Origin of the sequence: Paracoccus cavernae, assembly GCF_042430175.1 — a bacterium.
Classification (GTDB): domain Bacteria; phylum Pseudomonadota; class Alphaproteobacteria; order Rhodobacterales; family Rhodobacteraceae; genus Paracoccus; species Paracoccus cavernae.
In genome coordinates this window covers 153404-171905 of record NZ_JBHMDZ010000048.1, presented here as the reverse complement: position 1 = coordinate 171905, position 18502 = coordinate 153404, and the positions used below count along the sequence as shown (strand labels likewise).

General features: G+C 61.3%; 19 protein-coding genes. 9 read left to right on the top strand and 10 right to left on the bottom strand.

Annotation, left to right across the window (positions count from 1 at the left end):
- Nucleotides 1–56 precede the first annotated feature (56 nt).
- The 4 genes from ACFFUC_RS17440 to ACFFUC_RS17425 are packed head-to-tail and all read right to left on the bottom strand — an operon-like array spanning nucleotide 57 to nucleotide 3257.
- Nucleotides 57–1475, bottom strand: a complete 1419-nt coding sequence (locus tag ACFFUC_RS17440; protein WP_377688182.1) for an ATP-binding cassette domain-containing protein — start codon at nucleotides 1473–1475, stop codon at nucleotides 57–59.
- Nucleotides 1466–2233: an energy-coupling factor transporter transmembrane component T gene (locus ACFFUC_RS17435; protein ID WP_377688181.1), complete on the bottom strand. Its 768-nt coding sequence runs from the start codon at nucleotides 2231–2233 to the stop codon at nucleotides 1466–1468. Before ACFFUC_RS17435 ends, ACFFUC_RS17440 begins: the two co-directional genes overlap by 10 nt.
- Nucleotides 2230–2814, bottom strand: coding sequence for an ECF transporter S component (locus ACFFUC_RS17430; RefSeq protein WP_377688180.1), 585 nt, complete (start codon nucleotides 2812–2814; stop codon nucleotides 2230–2232). Before ACFFUC_RS17430 ends, ACFFUC_RS17435 begins: the two co-directional genes overlap by 4 nt.
- 5 nt (nucleotides 2815–2819) lie before the next feature.
- Entirely contained in the window at nucleotides 2820–3257 is a 438-nt protein-coding gene (locus ACFFUC_RS17425) for a PPC domain-containing DNA-binding protein (protein ID WP_377688179.1), read from the bottom strand.
- A 260-nt stretch (nucleotides 3258–3517) separates the two neighbouring features.
- On the opposite strand from ACFFUC_RS17425, the gene ACFFUC_RS17420 reads away from it, so the two are divergent.
- From ACFFUC_RS17420 to ACFFUC_RS17395, 6 genes are all read left to right on the top strand, one after another.
- Nucleotides 3518–4102 (top strand): RBBP9/YdeN family alpha/beta hydrolase, encoded by a 585-nt coding sequence (locus tag ACFFUC_RS17420; protein WP_377688178.1) that lies wholly within the window; start codon nucleotides 3518–3520, stop codon nucleotides 4100–4102.
- 169 nt (nucleotides 4103–4271) lie between these two features.
- Nucleotides 4272–4664 carry an acyl-CoA thioesterase gene (locus ACFFUC_RS17415; protein WP_377688176.1) on the top strand — a complete coding sequence of 131 codons (393 nt, stop codon included), beginning with the start codon at nucleotides 4272–4274 and terminating at the stop codon, nucleotides 4662–4664.
- Between the two features lie 239 nt (nucleotides 4665–4903).
- A complete protein-coding gene (locus ACFFUC_RS17410) occupies nucleotides 4904–5362 on the top strand; it encodes a nuclear transport factor 2 family protein (RefSeq protein ID WP_377688175.1) in 459 nt (152 codons plus the stop codon).
- Nucleotides 5363–5702: 340 nt separating this feature from the next.
- Nucleotides 5703–6662, top strand: coding sequence for a DUF4422 domain-containing protein (locus ACFFUC_RS17405; RefSeq protein WP_377688174.1), 960 nt, complete (start codon nucleotides 5703–5705; stop codon nucleotides 6660–6662).
- Between the two features lie 58 nt (nucleotides 6663–6720).
- Nucleotides 6721–7872, top strand: a complete 1152-nt coding sequence (gene glf, locus ACFFUC_RS17400; protein ID WP_377688173.1) for a UDP-galactopyranose mutase — start codon at nucleotides 6721–6723, stop codon at nucleotides 7870–7872.
- 38 nt (nucleotides 7873–7910) lie between these two features.
- Nucleotides 7911–9026, top strand: a complete 1116-nt coding sequence (locus ACFFUC_RS17395; RefSeq protein ID WP_377688171.1) for a hypothetical protein — start codon at nucleotides 7911–7913, stop codon at nucleotides 9024–9026.
- Between the two features lie 39 nt (nucleotides 9027–9065).
- Here ACFFUC_RS17395 and ACFFUC_RS17390 read toward each other — a convergent pair whose 3' ends face one another.
- Nucleotides 9066–9818, bottom strand: a complete 753-nt coding sequence (locus ACFFUC_RS17390) for a CatB-related O-acetyltransferase (protein WP_377688170.1) — start codon at nucleotides 9816–9818, stop codon at nucleotides 9066–9068.
- A gap of 238 nt (nucleotides 9819–10056) precedes the next feature.
- On the opposite strand from ACFFUC_RS17390, the gene ACFFUC_RS17385 reads away from it, so the two are divergent.
- Both ACFFUC_RS17385 and ACFFUC_RS17380 read left to right on the top strand, forming a co-directional pair.
- Nucleotides 10057–11676 carry a glycosyltransferase gene (locus ACFFUC_RS17385; protein ID WP_377688169.1) on the top strand — a complete coding sequence of 540 codons (1620 nt, stop codon included), beginning with the start codon at nucleotides 10057–10059 and terminating at the stop codon, nucleotides 11674–11676.
- Nucleotides 11673–12566, top strand: a complete 894-nt coding sequence (locus ACFFUC_RS17380; RefSeq protein WP_377688167.1) for a glycosyltransferase family 2 protein — start codon at nucleotides 11673–11675, stop codon at nucleotides 12564–12566. Before ACFFUC_RS17385 ends, ACFFUC_RS17380 begins: the two co-directional genes overlap by 4 nt.
- Nucleotides 12567–12908: 342 nt before the next feature.
- Here the strand turns inward: ACFFUC_RS17380 and ACFFUC_RS17375 are convergent, their stop codons facing one another.
- Nucleotides 12909–13238, bottom strand: a complete 330-nt coding sequence (locus tag ACFFUC_RS17375; protein WP_377688165.1) for a hypothetical protein — start codon at nucleotides 13236–13238, stop codon at nucleotides 12909–12911.
- Here ACFFUC_RS17375 and ACFFUC_RS17370 point away from each other — a divergent pair.
- Nucleotides 13227–14111, top strand: a complete 885-nt coding sequence (locus ACFFUC_RS17370) for a sulfotransferase family protein (protein ID WP_377688164.1) — start codon at nucleotides 13227–13229, stop codon at nucleotides 14109–14111. The two genes, ACFFUC_RS17375 and ACFFUC_RS17370, sit on opposite strands and share 12 nt — an antisense overlap.
- Nucleotides 14112–14126: 15 nt before the next feature.
- On the opposite strand, the gene ACFFUC_RS17365 is transcribed toward ACFFUC_RS17370, so the two are convergent.
- The 4 genes from ACFFUC_RS17365 to ACFFUC_RS17350 are packed head-to-tail and all read right to left on the bottom strand — an operon-like array spanning nucleotide 14127 to nucleotide 18499.
- On the bottom strand, nucleotides 14127–15140 hold the full coding sequence (locus ACFFUC_RS17365; protein WP_377688163.1) for a helix-turn-helix domain-containing protein: 1014 nt from the start codon (nucleotides 15138–15140) through the stop codon (nucleotides 14127–14129).
- 23 nt (nucleotides 15141–15163) lie between these two features.
- Nucleotides 15164–16054, bottom strand: coding sequence for an alpha/beta hydrolase (locus tag ACFFUC_RS17360; protein ID WP_377688161.1), 891 nt, complete (start codon nucleotides 16052–16054; stop codon nucleotides 15164–15166).
- 2 nt (nucleotides 16055–16056) lie between these two features.
- Complete coding sequence (locus ACFFUC_RS17355) at nucleotides 16057–17658, bottom strand: ABC transporter ATP-binding protein (protein ID WP_377688160.1); 1602 nt, start codon at nucleotides 17656–17658, stop codon at nucleotides 16057–16059.
- A 4-nt stretch (nucleotides 17659–17662) separates the two neighbouring features.
- The gene (locus ACFFUC_RS17350; protein WP_377688159.1) at nucleotides 17663–18499 is read right to left on the bottom strand and encodes an ABC transporter permease; all 837 of its coding nucleotides are present in this window, start codon (nucleotides 18497–18499) and stop codon (nucleotides 17663–17665) included.
- Nucleotides 18500–18502 lie beyond the last annotated feature (3 nt).

Genomic DNA, 18502 nt, shown 5'->3' with positions numbered 1-18502 from the left:
CGCGGTCAGGCGATACATGAACCCGTTGTGCCGCCAAAACGGCCGCCCGCATTGTGCTAAATCGGTCGCAAGGCGTCCAGCCCGCCCGCCGGTTGCGCCTTGTCGGGCGGGCAGAGAACGGCCGAACCCGCCGCGACCGCAAGGCGATGCGTGGCATTGCGGGCGACGAATTCCTCGTCATGGCAAACGAAAAGAACCGTACCGCTCCGCTTGCGGATCGCTGCAATCACGCTTTCGAGCCGCGCGCGGTGATCGGGGTCGAGGCCGCGTTGGGTCTCGTCAAGGATGACAAGCGCCGGCTGATGCGCGATCGCCGCGGCCACTGCCGCCAGACGACGCCCGCCATTGTCGAGATCGAGCGGATGCCTCGCCGCGCTTTCCTGCAACCCGACCGCAGCCAGCGCGTCTAGCGCTGCACGCGCCGGATCTTTCTGCCCGTGCAGACGTGGTGCCAGAGCAGCCTCGGCCAGAAGCGAGGCGGTGACGAATTGGCGGTCGGCATTTTGGAAGACCATGCCCAGCTTCGCGGCCAAAGCGCGCGGCTTGGTTGCCCCCACGGGCAGGCCTGCCACCGAAATCTCTCCTGCCGAGGGCCTCATCAGACCGGCAATCAGCCGCATCAGGCTGCTTTTGCCCGCCCCGTTCGGCCCCGTAACCGCAATCGCGGCAGCTGCAGGCAGGCTCAGGTCAAGCGCGGTGAAAAGCGGAGCGCTTTCTGGATGGGCAAAGCCGAGATCGCGGATCGTGACGAGCGGCGCGGCTGACGGGCTGCCAGTCCCGATTGGCGCGATGGCCCTTGTGGGGCGAATTGTCGGCGTGGGCGGATGCAGCCGCCCGCCCGCAAGTTCGGCGGCATGGCGAAAGCCCTGCGCCAGCCAATGCTCTGCGGCCACATCAAGCGCAATCACCGTCATCGCGGGGTCGAAGGCCAGCAACCTATCGGCCAACCCGTCGCGCGATTGCCGGTCGAGATCGGTCAAAGCTTCGTCCAGCACCAACAGCGCGGGCCGCATCGCGAGGGCCGAGGCGATTGCCAGACGTTGCGCCTCGCCTCCCGAAAGCTGGCGCGGATCGCGGTGGGCCAGATGCGAGAGGCCCATCGCGGATTGGGCCGCCTCGAGCCGCGCGGCAATCTCGGAGCGCGGCAGGCCGAGGTTTTCGGGGCCGAAGGCGATCTCGCCGGCAAGGCTTGCCGCGCGGCCGGACAGCAAAAGATCGGGCCTTTGGCCGACGAGCTGGACTGTGGCGGCCCGCTCGGCGCGGGTCATGTCGGACCACGCCCTCCCATGCCAAAGCACCCGCCCGCGATCCGGCGCAGCCTGCCCCGCGATCAGCCGCGCAAGCGTCGATTTCCCCGCGCCATTCCCACCGGTGATGACGATCCGGTCGCCTTCCGGTTGGGCCAGATCGAGCCCGTCAAACAGGCGCAGGCCGCTCGGCCATGTAAATCCCGCAGCCTCGATCGTCAGGCCCATCCGGCGACTCCGGCCACAAGGATCAGGACCGAAAGCGCCACAAATCCCCAACGGGCGCGCGCTTGGACGACACTATCGGCGGGCGGCTCGAGGAGGCTCCGGCTCGGCAAGGCGCGAAAGCCGCGTGCCTCGAGCGCGAGGGCGCGCGGGGCCGCTTCGAGCAATTGGACCCTGACCAGCGCCAGTGTGATTGCGCCAACGACGCGGAGCCGTGCCAGTGGTGATCCGGCCAGCGGCATGCCGCGGACCTGCAGGGCATCGCGGATCACGCCCGCTTCGAGCGCGAGACTTTGGGCGAGGCCGAGGGGGGCGGTCAGCAGATAGGCGGCGGCGGGCGGCAGGCCCTTGTCCTCGAGCCCGTCGGCCAGCGCGCCGGGCGGCGTCGCGGTGACGACCAGCAGGCCCGCCGCCAGAAGTGCCGCCAATCGGGCAAGGATCAGCCCACCGTGCGCCAGCCCTTCGGGATAGAGCAACACCTCATGAAAACCGGTCGCGATGCCGGTCCCGCGCGGCAGCAGAAAGCCGTGGACAGCGGCCAGCGCAAGGGCGACCGGCAACAGGACAAGCGCCATGCGCCGTGCCATCGGGCCGCCGATCCCTGCCGCCATGCCCCAAACCAGAAAGGCCAACGCGACCACTGCAAGCGGCAGCACCCCCGCAAAGGGCAGCATCGCGAGCACGGGCAGGATCATCGCCAGCCGCGTCACGGGATGGAGTCGGAAGAGCAGCCCGCTGTCAGGCCGCGCCCCTACGCTCATCCGGCTTTCCGGCTGTGGCGGAGGAAGGGCCAGTCGCTTACCGCACGCGACGGCAGGCCGCGCAGGATCGCCCAGGCCAGCAGTGCGGTCGCGATCTTGTCGGCGAGATTGCTCGTCACTACCGTCGCCAGCGTCGAGCTGAAGAGGTCGCGTCCGGTCTGCAAAAGCCATCCGGTCAGGAAATCCGCGCCGCTGCCGGTCACGCCCCCAAAGAGCCAGACTCGGATCGGCACAGCGACAAACGAGAGTGCAACCGCAATGATTACACCGGAAATCGCGGCCAGAACGGGCCCCCTGAACAGGCCCGCCCGCGCCAGAAGACCCGCAACCAGCCCGATCACGCCTGCGACCGGCGCGAATGCCGCCGCGGTCGGCGACAGGATCAGGCCCCAGAGAAGATTGGTCACGACTCCGGTCAAAAGGCCAGCCCAAGGCCCCGCCATGACAGCGACAACCATGGTCCCGAGCGAATCGAGAAAAATCGGCAGTTTGATTGCCTGAGCGATCTGGCCCAAGGCCATATTCACCGCGATGCCGATCGCGATCAGCAGAAGAACCCGTGTCGAAAGGGTCGAAGTCATGAGGGTTAATCTCCGATGCGGTTTGTGATCACAAGCTCGTCGTAACCTGAATCGGCGCAGGGTTCACGGCTGAAACGCATCTCCGGCAGCGCGAGCGCCACGATTTCTGCGGTCGTATAGACGGCCGAGCCTTCGGGCAAAAGGTGGCCGCCGAAAACCCGCCCGTCGCCGTCGCTGATCGTCAGATGCAGATGCTCGCCTGCGGCATCGATCGTGCCGACGAGAGAGGTGATCTCGAAATGGCCGGAATAGAGCGTGCCGTCGGGGCGGTTGGCATGGCGGATCAGGACCCGCGTGAGGCTGCCGACACAGGTCACGACGCTCATCGCCTCAAGACCCGAGGCGGCAAAGGCGGCGCGCAGGCCCTCGGTCAGGTTATCGCCGGGTTTCAGGCGGAAAGCGGTGAAAAGCCCTGATGAAAGGGCGGGCTTGGTGGTGCTCATGAGCTGCTCCGCGAGGGTCGAACCCTGCCGAGTGTAAACGTGGAGCGCGCAAACTCCGACATGGATTTTGCAAGGATTCCGCGGACCGACCGCGGTTTTCACGCGCATGCGACCCCGAATGGCGCGGTTGTCGGAGCTTGCAGGCAGGCTCATCCACAAGCGGGCGGCGAAAGAGCAAGATCTTCTCTAATTGTCGCGATCTTTAGTGCCGCAAAACACGACCTTTGTGCTAGATTTAGTGATCAGGAAAGGAGATTTCGATGACCAAGACGCTGATCGTTCCGGGCCTCGACGGCTCTCCCGACCCGCATTGGCAACATTGGTGGGCGCTGAGCGACCCGCATGCGGTGATGGTGGACCTGCCCGCGCCCGAGCGGCCGAAGCCCGCCCTGTGGGAGGCCGAGCTTGCCGGAATGGTGCTGCGCCACCCCGATTCCATCCTTGTCGGCCATTCCTTGGGCGCGGTTCTGGTCGCGCGCATCCTCGGGCTTTGGCCGCAGCTGCGCATCCGCGCAGCGCTTCTGGTCGCCCCCGCCGAGCCCGCCGGTGCGGCGCGCATCGATGCTTTCGCACCCTTGGCCGAACGGGTGCTGCCGGTGCCGACCTGTGTCGTCGCCAGCCGCAACGACCCCTGGATGGGCTTTGACCGTGCGGCGCATCTGGCGCGGGCGTGGGGGTCTGAGCTGGTCGACCTCGGCCATGCGGGCCATGTGAATGTCGCGTCGGGTTTCGGACCTTGGGCGCAGGGCAAGCGCCTGCGCGACGATCTGATGCGCGCCTCGGCCCCCACAGCGGATGGCCCGCAACGCGGCGCGGCTTCGGGGCGTCTGATGGCCGCTTTCTAGGTCTCGCACAGGGATTTGGTCGCGCGTCGGCCCGCGTTGCCGCGTCTTGGCGGTTGCCAAGTCGTCAGCCCTTCCGGCAGATAGAGAGGGAATCGGGTCGGTCCGGACGGGCGCTTTGCTGTGCCTTTCAAAGACCGATCCTTGTTCCAGTTTCAAAAGGCCGATTTCCATGACTGATTCCAGCGAATGCGCGCGCGTCAATCCGACGATCCGCACGATAGCCATGCCCGCCGACACCAATCCCGCCGGTGATATTTTCGGCGGTTGGCTGATGAGTCAGATGGACCTTGCGGCAGGCAGCGTCGCCGCTTTGGCCTCGCGCGGGCGGAGCGCGACGATCGCTGTCGAGGGGATGAAGTTCCACCGCCCCGTCAAGGTCGGCGACGAGGTCTCGTTGTTTGCGGAGCTGACGCATGTCGGCCGCAGTTCGATGCAGATCCATGTCGAGGCATGGCGGCGCGCGCGTGAATCCGACGACAGCGAAAAGGTCACCGAAGCGACCTTCACCTTCGTCGCCATCGACGCCAATGGTGCGCCGCGCCCCGTGCCCAAGGTCGAATAAGCCGGCCACGCCAGCGCCTTGGGAGGCGTTGGCCTTAACGCGCGCCGCCGATGCATGCCCTCGCGGAGAGTTCAGACAGAGTGATCAGGCGGCAAGGGACGGCCGCTTGCATCCCCTTTGGACGCCTTGCATCCTCAACAGCTCCTAGGTCAATTGAGCAAATAACCCTGCTCCGGTCTGGTCAATGAGGGTGCCGCAGGCCCTGCCTGCGCTTTCGGCGATATCTGCAGGAGAACAATATGAGCAAAACCATCAAGGCCGCCGTTCTCGGCATGGCGCTGGCAATCCACGCCCCGCTCGCCTTCGCGCAAGAGCGCGACACCGCCACCGAGGCCGGCAACGAAGAGCTGGTGCGCGGCTTTTACGATAGTTTCTTCAACAAGCACGACACCAGTGCGGCTTCGGTCGTGGCTGACGGCTACATCCAGCACAATCCCTATGTGCCCGACGGCAAAGATCCCTTCGTCGATTATTTTACCGGCTATTTCGCGGAGAACCCCGAGGCCCGTAACGAGATCGTCCGCTCGGTCGCGAGCGGCGATCTGGTATGGCTCCATGTCCACTCGACCAACGGTGCCGGGGATCGCGGACAGGCCGTGGTCGATATCTTTCGCGTCGAGAACGGCAAAATTGTCGAACATTGGGACGTGATTCAGGACGTGCCCGAAGAAGCCGCGAACGGCAACACGATGTTTTGATCACCCCGCGCATGCCCTTTCCCGCCGAGTCGCGGAGGTATAGGGACTGACGGGTGGCACCATTCTTTCGTTGGGGTCAGAGGCGATACTTTGCGGGAATTGCAGTGAAATCCCGCCTTAAAGCATAAGCGTCACCCCGGTGCGCAGCTCCGCACAACCCTAAGAGGCGGAGCGCCGAAACGAACAGAGTGATAACAATTGGTTAAGCGAGGGATTGTTTTTTCGCTGCGGAACCCGCATTTGTTAAAATTGTACAGAGTCATTTGTCGCAAAGGCATGTCGCAAGCTGTCCGGCGGCAAGGGGCTCTTTGGTTTCATTCAAAGTCCCGCCTTGTTTGCCATGATCTCTCCGCCCTACCCAGACCCCGTGGTTTCGGTCGCTTTGCCGGCGCAGCAGGATGTGCCGGCGTCGTCGGGTGCGCGTGTCTATCTGGCCTATCACAAGGAAAGTCCGCGGATCGCGAGCGCGACCCTGCAGCCGATCCACGTCGGCCGCGTCGCCGCCGAAACGCCGTTGGCGGGGATGCCCGGAGACGCGACAGGCGAGAATATCTCGCATCTCAATCCGGAATATTGCGAACTGACGGCGCATTTTTGGGCGTGGAAGAACAACCGCGACGCGAGCACGATCGGGCTGATGCATTATCGCCGCCTGTTGGATCTTTCGCCGGTGCCGCAGGACACGCGCCACCCCGAGCGTTTCGTCATGGACTTCGATGCCGCGAATTATATGGCCGAAGCGGATCGGAGCCTTGCCTCGGATAGTCTCGGCGCGGTGGTTGCACCGCGACCGATCCGTATGCGGCGTTCGGTCGAGACCCAATATGCCCATTGCCACGACGCTGGCGATCTGGCCCTCCTGCGCGATCTGATTGCAGAAATGCGCCCGGATTTCAGACCGGATTTTGAGCGGTCCCTTGGTGGCAACAGATTGATTATCGGAAATATTTTCATCATGCGCCGCGATATTTTCGATCACTACAGCGCGCTGCTGTTCCCGCTGCTTGCCGCCGTGCACCGGCGCCGGCAGCCCGAGGGGCGTTCGGCCTATCAGCGGCGCTATATCGGCTTTCTCGCCGAGCGTATTTTCAGCGCTTATGTCATGGGCGACCTGATGCGCGAGCAGTTTTCCGGTCCCGAGGTCACGCATCGCACCATCCTCAACATCGGGCGCAGCGACGTGACCGCGGCCAACCCCTTGCGCCTTGCGCGCATGGTCGCAAAGGGCCAGATCGGTCTGCGCGATTTGACCGGAACCTTGCGCAACAGATACAAAAATGCAGGTTCCGGCGCATTGTAAACCGCCCCGCTTTGCGCGATAGCACTATAAATCATTGAGACGTAAGGCGGGAGTAATCATGTCTAAGCATTGCTTGATGGTCGGAGCGGGCCTCTCGGGCGCGGTGATCGGCCGCATGTTGGCGGAGGCCGGCCACCGCGTGAGCATCGCCGACAGCCGTCCCCATATCGGCGGCAACTGCCACACCGAACGTGATGCTGCGACCGGCGTCATGGTGCATGTTTACGGCCCCCATATCTTCCATACCGATGACGCCGAGGTCTGGGATTATGTGAACCGTTTCGAGACGTTCCTGCCCTACAAGAACCGCGTTAAGACCACCTCTCAGGGGGCCGTCTACTCGCTGCCGGTGAACCTCCATACAATCAACCAGTTTTTCGGCCAGACTTTGCGTCCCGACGAGGCGCGGCTTTTCCTCGAGCAAAAAGCCGATACATCGATCACCGATCCGCAAACCTTCGAAGAGCAAGCCCTTCGCTTCGTCGGCCCCGAACTCTACGAGGCCTTTTTCAAAGGCTACACGATCAAACAATGGGGATGTTCCCCGAGCGAACTGCCGGCCTCCATCCTCAAGCGGTTGCCGGTCCGGTTCAATTACGACGACAATTATTTCTTCCATCAGTTTCAAGGCATGCCTGAAAACGGCTATACCGCGATGATCGCCGCAATTCTCGATCATCCCAATATCGAATTGAGCCTGAACACGCGTGTCGCCCGGGATGAAATCGACAGCTACGATCATGTTTTCTATTCCGGCCCGATTGATGGATGGTTCGATTACGAATTGGGTCGCCTTGGCTATCGTACCTTGGATTTCGAGCGCTTTGAATTCGACGGAGATTATCAAGGCTGTGCGGTCATGAATTACGGAGATGTGGCGACCCCATACACCCGCATCACCGAACACAAACATTTCTCTCCTTGGGAAAGCCATGAAGGCTCGGTGCTCTACCGCGAGTTTTCACGGGCCTGCGGACCGGACGACATTCCCTATTACCCCATCAGGCAGGTCGCCGAAAAAACTATGCTGGCTGATTATGTCGCCTTGGCCCAAAAGGAAGAAAAGGTGACCTTTGTTGGCCGGCTCGGAACCTATCGTTATCTCGATATGGATGTGACAATCCGCGAGGCTTTGGACTGCGGTCGGGCGTGGTTGAATGCATTGAATGAAGGCAAGAAAATGCCTGCCTTCAACGTAAACCCGCTATAAGAAAGGGAAAAGGCGGCTTTTGCCGGCTTGGTTTCATCATGAAGGTCATCCTCTTTATCGGGCATTTCAAAACTGGCTCGACTTCGCTTCAGCGTTTTCTATCGCGTAACTTTCACGCCCTGCTGAAGGCGGGAATCCTTTATCCGTCGGTCGAAAGTCAGGGCGTTGCACATAATATGGCGGCGCTCCGGAACGGGCGCGATTTCGATTGGATCAGCGACAAGCTGAACGTGACCGAGCCGCATAATGCGTTGGCCTTGGTTCTGAAAACCGAAGAAGATTCCCACGGCGTTCCGCATTACTACGAAAAGGTTCCATCCGGCTTTCAAATGTTCGAGATGATCGAGAACCAGATCAAAGCGCTTGAACCAAAAGCTTTGTTGATTTGCTCCGAGGTCTTCGCGCTCTTCAGCCATACCGAGCAACAGAAATCCATCGCGCGGCTGGCCAACCGGCTCGCGCATCACGATGTCACGATTTATGCGAATCTGCGGCGTCCGGACAACTATCTCTCGTCATGGCACCGCCAAAGGTTGAAGTTCGGCGAGAAAATTCGACCACTTCGCGGTGAGGGCTTTAACCACTATTCGTCGTCCGCGCATGTCCAACATGGCAAAATGGTCGAAACCTGGTTGGAGCATTTCCCCAAAGCGCGCGTGGTTGTCCGCAACTTTGACAGCTTTATCAAAAAAGGCGGGGTCGTTCAGGACTTTGTCAAAAATTCCGGCATTTCCTTCCCTTCCGGCCTTGTTGATCCCGGTGACTTCAACCCGTCCATCCCCTCCGCATTCGCGGAAGTCGGGCGGCGTGCCTTGGTCGAGCTCCCGAGAAACCAAGCACTCGAGCTTGTTCACAATTTGATCGGCGGGATCAAAAAAGTGCCACATATGCCCGAGGCGGATGTGGAAATGTTTGGCACCAAGAATCGTGAAATTTTGGTGGAACATTATCAAGACTCTCTGAAAATAATCAGGCGTCTGTCCCAAAATGATCATTTCTTTGATGATCCGGCCGATTTCGGCAGGGTCAGGGCTGTTACCGAACTTGACGCTTCGAATGATTGTCTGCCCCGTTTGAAGACCTATCTGCTGAACTCGAAGCTTTCCGATGATGCCCATGCCTGGATCAGGGGATATTCAAACCTTCAAGAATGACGGAAGCATGACTGTTTTCCGTCATTCTTCAACGCCGTTTCAGGCAAGAGCCATGATATCTTTTGCGACAAACCAGCGTGGCTCTTTCTTTTTGAATTCGGATTTTCTTCTCTCGAAGGCAGTGCAAAATGCCTCGGGATCGTCAAAGCTGAACTCGGCAAGAACCTCGAGCGGATAGTTCCACCATTCGGTCGCCAAAAGGCGGGCGATCAACTCCGGCGGGAAGCGGTATTTGATCACTTTGGCAGGAACGCCGCCGACGATCGCATAGGGCGGAACGTCTTTGGTGACGACGGCCCCACCCGCGATAACTGCACCCGTTCCAATGGTAATATCGCCTGCGATCGTGACGTCCGCGGCAATCCAGACGTCGTTTTGGATCTTTGCAGGCCCCGGCATTCCGTTGTAACGGGACGCGATCTTGGTCGACTTGGCCCCCAGCTCGCGCGCAAGGCCGATGTAATAGGGACCAAAGCTGAGCGGATGGGTCGATACGCGCTCATGCGGATGATTGGCCCGCATCATTTTGAGATCGGATGCAATCGAGCAGAAGGCGCCGGTAGAAAAACGATGGATCGGCGAATGGGCGTAACTCATGTAACCTAGCGATCCGAGGATCATCAGCCGCCCCTCGCGCACGAAATGCAACGTGAAATCCGAGACCTTGAGTTTCTCGTCGAATATGATGCGTTCTATGCGGTCGAAGGATGACGTCTCGCCGCCGACCTTCGGGAAGATATGGCGCGATTCAAGCAAGTTCCTGATGGCAGGATTGATTTTGACATTATGCATGTTGCACCTCCGCTCAGCCGATACGCCCAGATTTATGTTGGTTTAACCTAAGCGCGGTTTCACATTCCAGCTACACGTTTCCGTGATGGGCTGGAAGATGCCACTCGTGATATTTTCTGCGCGAAATCAGGCGAAGCTGTCGAAAAGTGACCTTCGGGCACCGAGTTTTAGCCTTTATGTCTGATGTCTACCCCACTAAACGAATGTTGTGTATTTGGTCCCGAGAAAGGATACCTTCGTGAAGACCCGTGCGCCGAAACCGCAGCCTCTTTTGCTTGAACGCGAGCATTTCGAACGGGAGCTGACCGAGGCCAAAGCGATCTACCAGCGGCTTTTCGACGATCGCAAGCTGTCGCTCTTCCTGAACGAAGGCCGCGACCCGCGGTACGCACATCCTCATGTGCATGAAGGAGAGCAGACCATTCAGCCGGAGGTGTTCCGCGCGGCTTTTCTCGGCAAGATGTCGTTCCCCGAACCCTATGAACATGCACCGAAAGCATCGGTTTCTCTCGATATTCCGCCGCCGCCGACCAAGGGCGAACTGGCCTTTGACGGTGACAATTGGGCCCCTGCCGGTCGCATCAAGTGGATCTATCGCGCCTCGCCTCTCTTGTACGAAAAGATCCGTTATGCGGTCGAGATGCGGCGCTGGAATAAGTCGTCTGAGCGGCACAGTTGGAGGTCGCTCGCCTATTGCCCTGGCTTGCTTCCGGTCGAGGAGCGCCCTGCGTCGGACCAGCGCCCCGCCGTTCTGGTCGGCTTCCATTGGCTCGAAGTCGGCGGCGCCGAAAAGCTTGCCTTCGATACGGTGAACTGGGCCCTCGAAGCCGGTCTGAGGGTGATCGTCGTCGCCTCTGTTCCGGCGCTACAGCGCTTGGCCGATCGCCTGCCCAATCACCCCGACGTGCAGTTCATCCGCGTCGACCGGTTCTTGCCCCACCATCTCTGGCCCCGCTTTCTGGTCAAATTGATCGAGCAGGAAAACATCCGTCTGATCCACATCCACCACTGCACGCCTATCTATGCGGCACTTGCACATATCCGTGCAACGATCCCGCAGATCACGGTGATCGATTCCACCCATATCGTCGAATATAATGACGGTGGATATCCAAGAATTTCAGGTGTTTGGACGAATTATATCGATTTCCAGCATGTGATCAGCAACCAGTTGAAAACCTTCTTCGACACCCGCTTCCATCACCGCGACAAGGTGCTTCTGGGGCGGATGCTCACGCGCAGCGAAGAAGAAATCACCCTGCCGCCGGTCACGATGGAGGCAGGAAAAAAGGTCCTCAACATCGCCTATATCGGGCGGTACCAATATCAAAAACGCCCACTTGTCGTTGTCTATACCGTGAAGACTCTTGTGAAATGGGCGCGCAAGAACGGCGTTGATTTGCGCGTCAAAATGGTCGGCGAAGGGGTGATGCGACCCGCGACAGAGGCTCTCGTACGCCGGCTCGGCCTGCAGGGCGTGATTGAGTTTCTGCCTGCGAATGTCGATGTGCCGGCCCTGATGGATGCAAGCGACATCCTTTTGCTGCCCTCCAACAACGAAGGGCTCGCACTGGTCTGTTACGAGGCGATCCAGCACGGCTGTATTCCGGTCAGCACCGATGTTGGTGGCCAGGCCGAAATCATCCCGCCGGAGCTGATGGTCGGCCTCGAGCCCACAGCTTCGATCCGAGACAGCGCCGCGGCGGTCGAGCGGCTTTGGCGTGACGGGAATTTCATCATGAAAATGCAGGAAGCGCTTCATCGCCGTTACCGGCAACTCGCCGCGGATCCGACCGCGAAAGAAGTTCTCATGCCGATTTATCAAGCCGTCGCCGAAGGAATGGAGCCCAGCCTATGACCATGCTCAGCCAAGTTGCTGCCGTGATCGTAACCTATAACCGGTCGGACAAGCTCGCCCGCGTGTTGGATGCTCTGGCGCTTCAGACCCGGCGCGCGGATACGATCTATGTCGTCGACAACGCCTCGACCGATGATACAGAGCAAGTGGTCGCCGCCAAAAACATGCCCGAGGTGCGGTATATCAAACTGCCCAAAAACGTCGGCGGAGCCGGTGGTTTCCACGAGGGCATGAAGATCGCCTATGCGGAGGGCGCGCATTATCTGTGGATTTCCGATGATGATGCCTATCCCGAACCGGATGCGCTCGAAGAACTTCTGAACGGCATCCGTGATTTCGAGGCGCGCTATCAATGGCGCCCGAGCTTTGCCTGTTCGCGCGTCGAATGGATCGACGGCTCGCTTTGCGAGATGAATGTCCCCGCGCCGGTATGGGATTGGCCGCGCTTTCTAAGCCGCGAGACGCTTTATACTCTGGTTGTCTCCTGCTCTTTCGTTTCCGTTCTGATCCCGCGATGGGCAGTTGCCGATCACGGATTGCCGATCGCCGATTATTTCATCTGGTTCGACGACGCCGAATATACGCGCCGGATTGCGCGATCCTACCCCGGCATTTTTGTCCCAGACAGCCGCGTCATTCACGACACGCCCGAAAACAAAGGCGTCAACTTCAGCCTGATTACCGACAAGAACGTCTGGAAATTCGCCTATGGCGCGCGCAACGAGGCCTCTTATCACCGGCGCGAGCGCGGCCTGATGGGGGTCTTGTCCTTTGCCAGAAACGTGCGCGGGCAGATGCGAGCAGGTCAGGTCTCCTCAGAGCTCAAGCGCAAGATTTACAAGGCGATTTGGGACGGCTACCGCTTCAAGCCCGCAATCGTTCGGGTCTGATCGGGCAATCTCGCGCTCACCTGCTGCCGCATTAATGCGACACTTTCCGCTTCATTCGAATTCTTTTCTGTTCGTTAGCCGCCCCTTCTCGGGGCGGCTAAACATTGTTTGACGCAATGGTAACAATTTCGTTATATGCGTAAGAGACTGAGAATAATGGTATTTATACGATTTGCCTAAGACCCGGGGTGAAAGCCCTTTCTGGTCCGATGCTTGGGCGTGAAAGTGAGACAGATGAGCGGCCATACCGATCAAGCACCCCAAGCCATAAGCGGAAGACGCGTTTTGCTGATGCTGGGCATGCATCGCTCGGGCACTTCGGCCCTTTCAGGGGTCATGGGCTTAATGGGTGCGGATGCACCAGGCGATCTCGCCGCCGGTACCGAAATGAATGCCAAAGGCTTTTTCGAATCCAATATCGTCACGCAACTGAATGAGGATTTGCTCGCCGCTGCAAATACGAGCTGGTGGGATTGCCGCAATCTGCCGCGCGAATGGTTGCAAAGCGAAGGGCTGACGCAATTCGGCGAGCGCGCGAAAATCGATATCGAACGCGAATTCGGGCAGTCTTCGCTCTTTTTCCTCAAGGATCCGCGTATTTGCCGCCTCCTGCCCTTTTGGCTTCCTGCGCTTGAAGCCGCGGGGATCACGCCGCTTGTCGTGCATACGCATCGTCATCCGATGGATGTCGCGCGCTCGTTGCAACGGTGGTGGGACTATGATCCGGAATACAGCCAGATCCTGTGGTTGCGCCATGTGCTTGATGCCGAAGCCGATTCACGCGGCATGGCGCGGGTCTTTACCAATTTCGACGAGGTGCTCGACGACTGGCGCGTCACAGTCGGCAAGATTTCGGACGGGCTCGGTTTTGACTGGCCGCGCGATCTGCAAGAGGCGGCACCGGAATTGGACGACTTCCTGACCGGCGAGTTGCGCCATTTCTCGACCCCCGCGTCAGAGCCTTTGCCCGATTGGGTCGCGACGGTTTACGCCGTGCTCGAGCGCTGGGTCACTGAGGGCGAGCAGGCGTCTGATTATGCGGTGCTTGATGCGATTAACGAAAAAGTCCGTGAGGCGTCGGCCAATGTCGCGGGCCTGGCAGAGAATGCACAGGGCCTGTTCTCGGCAGGAAAGCTCGCCCGTCAGGCCCATGCGGATCTGGCAGCCGAGCGTGACAGGCTGGTCCAAAGCCTTGGTGATTTGACCGCCCGAAACGAGGCTCTGCAGCAACAAAAGGAAGCGCTTGATCGCGACTTGGAGGAACGCGAGCAAGCCCTGTCGGAGTTGCGTGCCGATTATGAAAAGCGCACGGCCGCGCTGCAATCGGTGATTGAATCACATGAGTTCCGTCTGGATCAGCAAAGCGTCAAATCCATAGCGCTGACGGCCGAACGCGACGCATTGCGGGAGCGTGGCCAAATCGACGCCAAAACTCTGGCCCAGCTCGAACATACCGTTGCCGCGCTTTATGGCAGCACGTCGTGGCGCGTGTCGGCACCGCTGCGGGCGGCCTCGCGTCTGGTCAAAAAGATCAAGCCGCGCTAACCCGCGCGGCTTGCCTCAGCGGCCCGCGGTCCATAGGCGGAAGCGGCCGCGGCCGGTAATCTCGCGCAAGATCCCCATCTCTTGCAGCCGCGCCAAACCGCGTTCGGCGCTATCGCGCGAGATGCCCAAAGCCCGCTCGATATCCTCGGTGCCGACCAATGGCCGCAAAAGCGCGGCCTCGATCATGCGGGCGGGGGTTTCGCCCTTCATCCGCGCCACAGCTCTCAAAGATTCCGCCCGCCAGTGCCGCAGCCTGCGCAGCTCGGCGCGGGCATCGCTTGCGCCTGCGCGGAAGGCTTCGAGCGTATGCGCCAACCGCTCCGAGGGGGTACCTCCAAGCCGCCAGATGGTCCGGCCGTGACGACCGAGCGGGGCGAAGCCCAGAAAGGGCAGGTCCTGCACGGCCACCAATGCCGCAAAACTTGCGCCTTCGATCACATCCTCGACCGGCGAGAGGCCGGAGAGGCGCCAGAATGGCAAGGCCGCAGCCGCGCGGGTCAGGGGGTGACGCCCAGAGATCCGGTCGAAAGCCTTGAGAAAGCCGCTGCTTGCCGCGTCGAAATCATCGCCCGCGGGACGCTGCACCTGATCCTCGGCGAGACCCGAGACCTCGACGCGGTGCAGCCCCAGAAAATTGCGCAGATCTCGGGGCACCGGCCGTTTGAGCGGCGCTTCGTCCACGGCCTGTTCGGGCGCGAGGCGACGCATCGCCCATCGCGCCTGCATCAACCCCTCGGCATCCGCACCACCCCAAGCAGCCAGCAGATCGCGGCCGATATCTTCGCTGTTTTGCGTGATGCCCTGTGCGGCGAGCATCGCCTCGATCTCGATCAAGGCGAGGCGCGGCAAGAGCCAAGGCGCATCCTCGATCGCGGCATCGAGCGCGCCGAGCGCTGCGGCCGCGCGGGCCAAAGCGGGGGCTTGTTCGGCCTCGGCCTGCTGCCAATGCGCCGGACGGGTCAGGTCGCGATGCGGGGGATCCGAAGGCGGGGGCACGGGGAGAGAGGAGAACAGGCTTTGCATCCGCATATTCTGCGCCATTTTGCGGATTGCTACCAGCGCTCGGCACCGGAAAATCGCGCAATGGCCACCAGAATTGCGCCAAAGCTGCGCCTTGCACGGTCGGAACTGGCGCGCGCGCGCAGATAGCCGTGCGGAAGCTGCGCCTCGTTGCGCCAGGTCACCGGAACACCCGCCGCCGCCAGCTTGGCGGCATAGTCGCGGCTGTCGTCACGCAAAGGATCGACATCGGCCGAAACGATGAAAGCGGGCGCCAGCCCTTCGAGATCACCGGCCAGCAAAGGGGCGGAAAGCTCGGTCGGGATTTGGTCACCCAGAAGCGCTTGGCTATAGCCCGCGAGATCGCTGCTGCGCAGCAAAGGCGCTTCGGCATTCTCGTGATAGGATGGTGCCGAGCCGTCGCCGCCCAGTCCGGGGTAGATCAGAACCTGTCCCAAAGGCATCCGCCCGCTTTGGCGCAGATCCAGACACAGCGCCGCGACCAGACAGGCCCCCGCACTATCGCCCACGACCACGCCGGGGCGGTCCAATGCCTCCCAAACCGCGCCGACGTCGCCGATTTGCGCGGGAAAACGGTATTCCGGCGCGAGACGATAATCGACCGCGACAACCTGCAGGCCGGTGGCATCCGCAATCTCGGCGCAAATGTCGTCATGGCTTTCGAGCCCGCCGACGATATAGCCGCCGCCATGGGCGTAAAGCACGACGACCGGCGTTTCCGCTCCGTAGATGCGGCAGCGCACGCCGGCGATCGCGCGATCCGTGACGGGGAGGCCCTCTGGACGTCCACGATAGAACAAGCTGCACATCTGGTTGTAATAGCGCCGGTTTTCCTCGGCGCTGGCACCGTTCGCATCGGCGGGATAGGCGGCCTCGGTCGCGGCGATGAAGGCCAAGGTCTGCGGATCGGTGATCGTGGCCATTCCTACTGGACACCCTGCGCGATGCGGCGGGTCAGCCAATCGGGATCCGGCTCGGGGACCGAGGCCAGCAGCTCGACCGTATAGGGATGGCGCGGGGGATCGAGAACGGTGGCCTTCGCGCCCTGATCCATCACCCGCCCGCCCTTCATCACCACCACCTCGTCGGCAATCGCGCGCACCGTCGCGATATCATGGGTGATAAACATGTAGGAGACGCCGGTTTCGTCCTGAATGCGGCTGAGAAGGCGCAGGATTCCTTCGGCAACCAGTTGGTCGAGCGCGCTGGTGACCTCGTCGCAGATGATGAACTCCGGCTCGGCGGCAAGGGCGCGCGCGATGCCGATCCTTTGCTTTTGGCCCCCCGACAATTCCGAGGGCAACCGGTCGAGAAACTTCGCCGGATCAAGCTCGATCTGCTCCATCAGCTCGTGCAACCGCTCGTTCAGCGCGCGCCCCGAAAGGCCGCGGTAGAAGGCGATGGGGCGCGTCAAAATCTGGCGGATGGTCTGGCGCGGATTGAGCGCGGTATCGGCCATCTGGTAGATCATCTGGATCTGGCGCAGCTGCTCTTTGCTGCGGTCCTTGAGCGCGGGCGGCAGCGTCACGCCGTTGAGCATGACCGTGCCGGTTTTCGGCGGCAAAAGGCCGGTGATCGCCCGAGCGGTCGTGGATTTTCCCGAACCGGATTCGCCGACGACCGCGACGGTCGCGCCTTTCGGGATGTCGAAGCTGATGTCCTCCAGCACATTGACCGCACCGTAAGCTGCCGTCACGCCCGAGATGCGGATGGTGGGCACCGTGCTTTCGTCGAGCGCGCGCGCCGGTCGTGTGAATTCGCGCACCGCCCAAAGCGAGCGCGTATAGTCCTCGCGCGGGGCCTCCATCATCTGGCGCGTCGGTGCCTCCTCGACCTCGCGGCCGTGGCGCATGACTTTGATCCGGTCGGCCATTTGTGCAACCACGGCGAGATCATGGGTGATATAGATCGCGGCCGTGCCGAATTCGCGTACCGCCTCGCGGATCGAGGCCAGAACGCCGACCTGCGTTGTCACGTCCAGCGCGGTTGTCGGCTCGTCGAAGATGATCAGATCGGGGCGACAGGCCATGGCCATCGCAACCATCGCACGCTGCAATTGCCCGCCCGATACCTGATGCGGAAAGCGCAGGCCGAATTGGTCGGGATGGGGCAGATGCATCTTGGCGTAAAGCTCGCGGGCGAAGGCCTCGGATTGCGGACGGGTGCTGGTGCCGTGGATCATGGGCCCTTCGCAGAACTGCTCGAGCAGACGCCAGGCGGGGTTGAAGCTCGCCGCCGCGGATTGCGCGACATAGGCCACGCGCTTGCCGCGCAGATCGCGGCGCGCTCGGTCGGGCATCGCCAGAAGATCCGCCCCGTCGAGCATGACCTTACCTCCGGCAAAGCGCAGCCCCGGCGCGGCATAGCCCATCGCCGCCAGACCGAGCGTCGATTTACCCGCGCCGGATTCCCCGATCAGCCCCATGACCTCGCCACGGTCGAGCTGCAATCCGACCCCGTGCAGGATCGGGTTCCAACCCGCCTCGCCTTTGGCCTCGATCTTCAGCCCGTCGATTTTCAAAAGCATGGCATCAATCCTTCAGACCCGAAGCGCGGTGCAGCATCCAGTCGACGACAAAGTTCACCGCGACCGTCAAAAGCGCGATCGCGCCTGCGGGCAGCAGAGGCGTCACATCGCCAAAGGTAATGAGCGAGGCATTGTCCCGCACCATCGACCCCCAATCGGCCATCGGTGGCGGCAAGCCCAGACCAAGAAAGGCCAGAGCCGAAATCGTCAGGAAGACAAAGCAGAAGCGCAGCCCGAATTCGGCGATCAGCGGGGCCGCGATATTGGGCAGGACCTCGCGGCGGATGATCCACCAGGTCCCCTCGCCGCGCAATTTGGCGGCCTCGACGTAATCGAGCACCATGACATTCATCGCGGTGGCGCGGGCCAGACGGAAAACGCGGGTTGAATCGAGCACCGCGATCACGAGGATCAGATTGACCACGCCCGGTCCCAAGGCCGACAGCGCGAGCAGCGTAAAGATCAGCGCAGGCACCGCCATCAGAATATCGACGATCCGGGATAGGATCAGGTCGAACCAGCCGCCGAGAGCCGCCGCCAGAAGTCCCGCAATCGCGCCGATTGCAAAGGCCAGAACCGTAGTGATCAGCGCGATGCTGACGGTATTCCTCGCGCCCCAGATCAGGCGCGAGAGCATATCGCGACCAAGGGAATCGGTACCGAGCGGAAAGGCGCCCTCCCAAGGCTCGAATTGCGCGCCGACGATTTCGGCCTCGCCATAGGGCGCGATCAGCGGCGCGAAGATCGTCACGACGGCATAGGCCAGAATGACCAGCACGCCGAAAATCGCGGTCGGCGGCATGGTGCGGATGGTGCGGGCAAGACCAATGGCGATCGACATGGC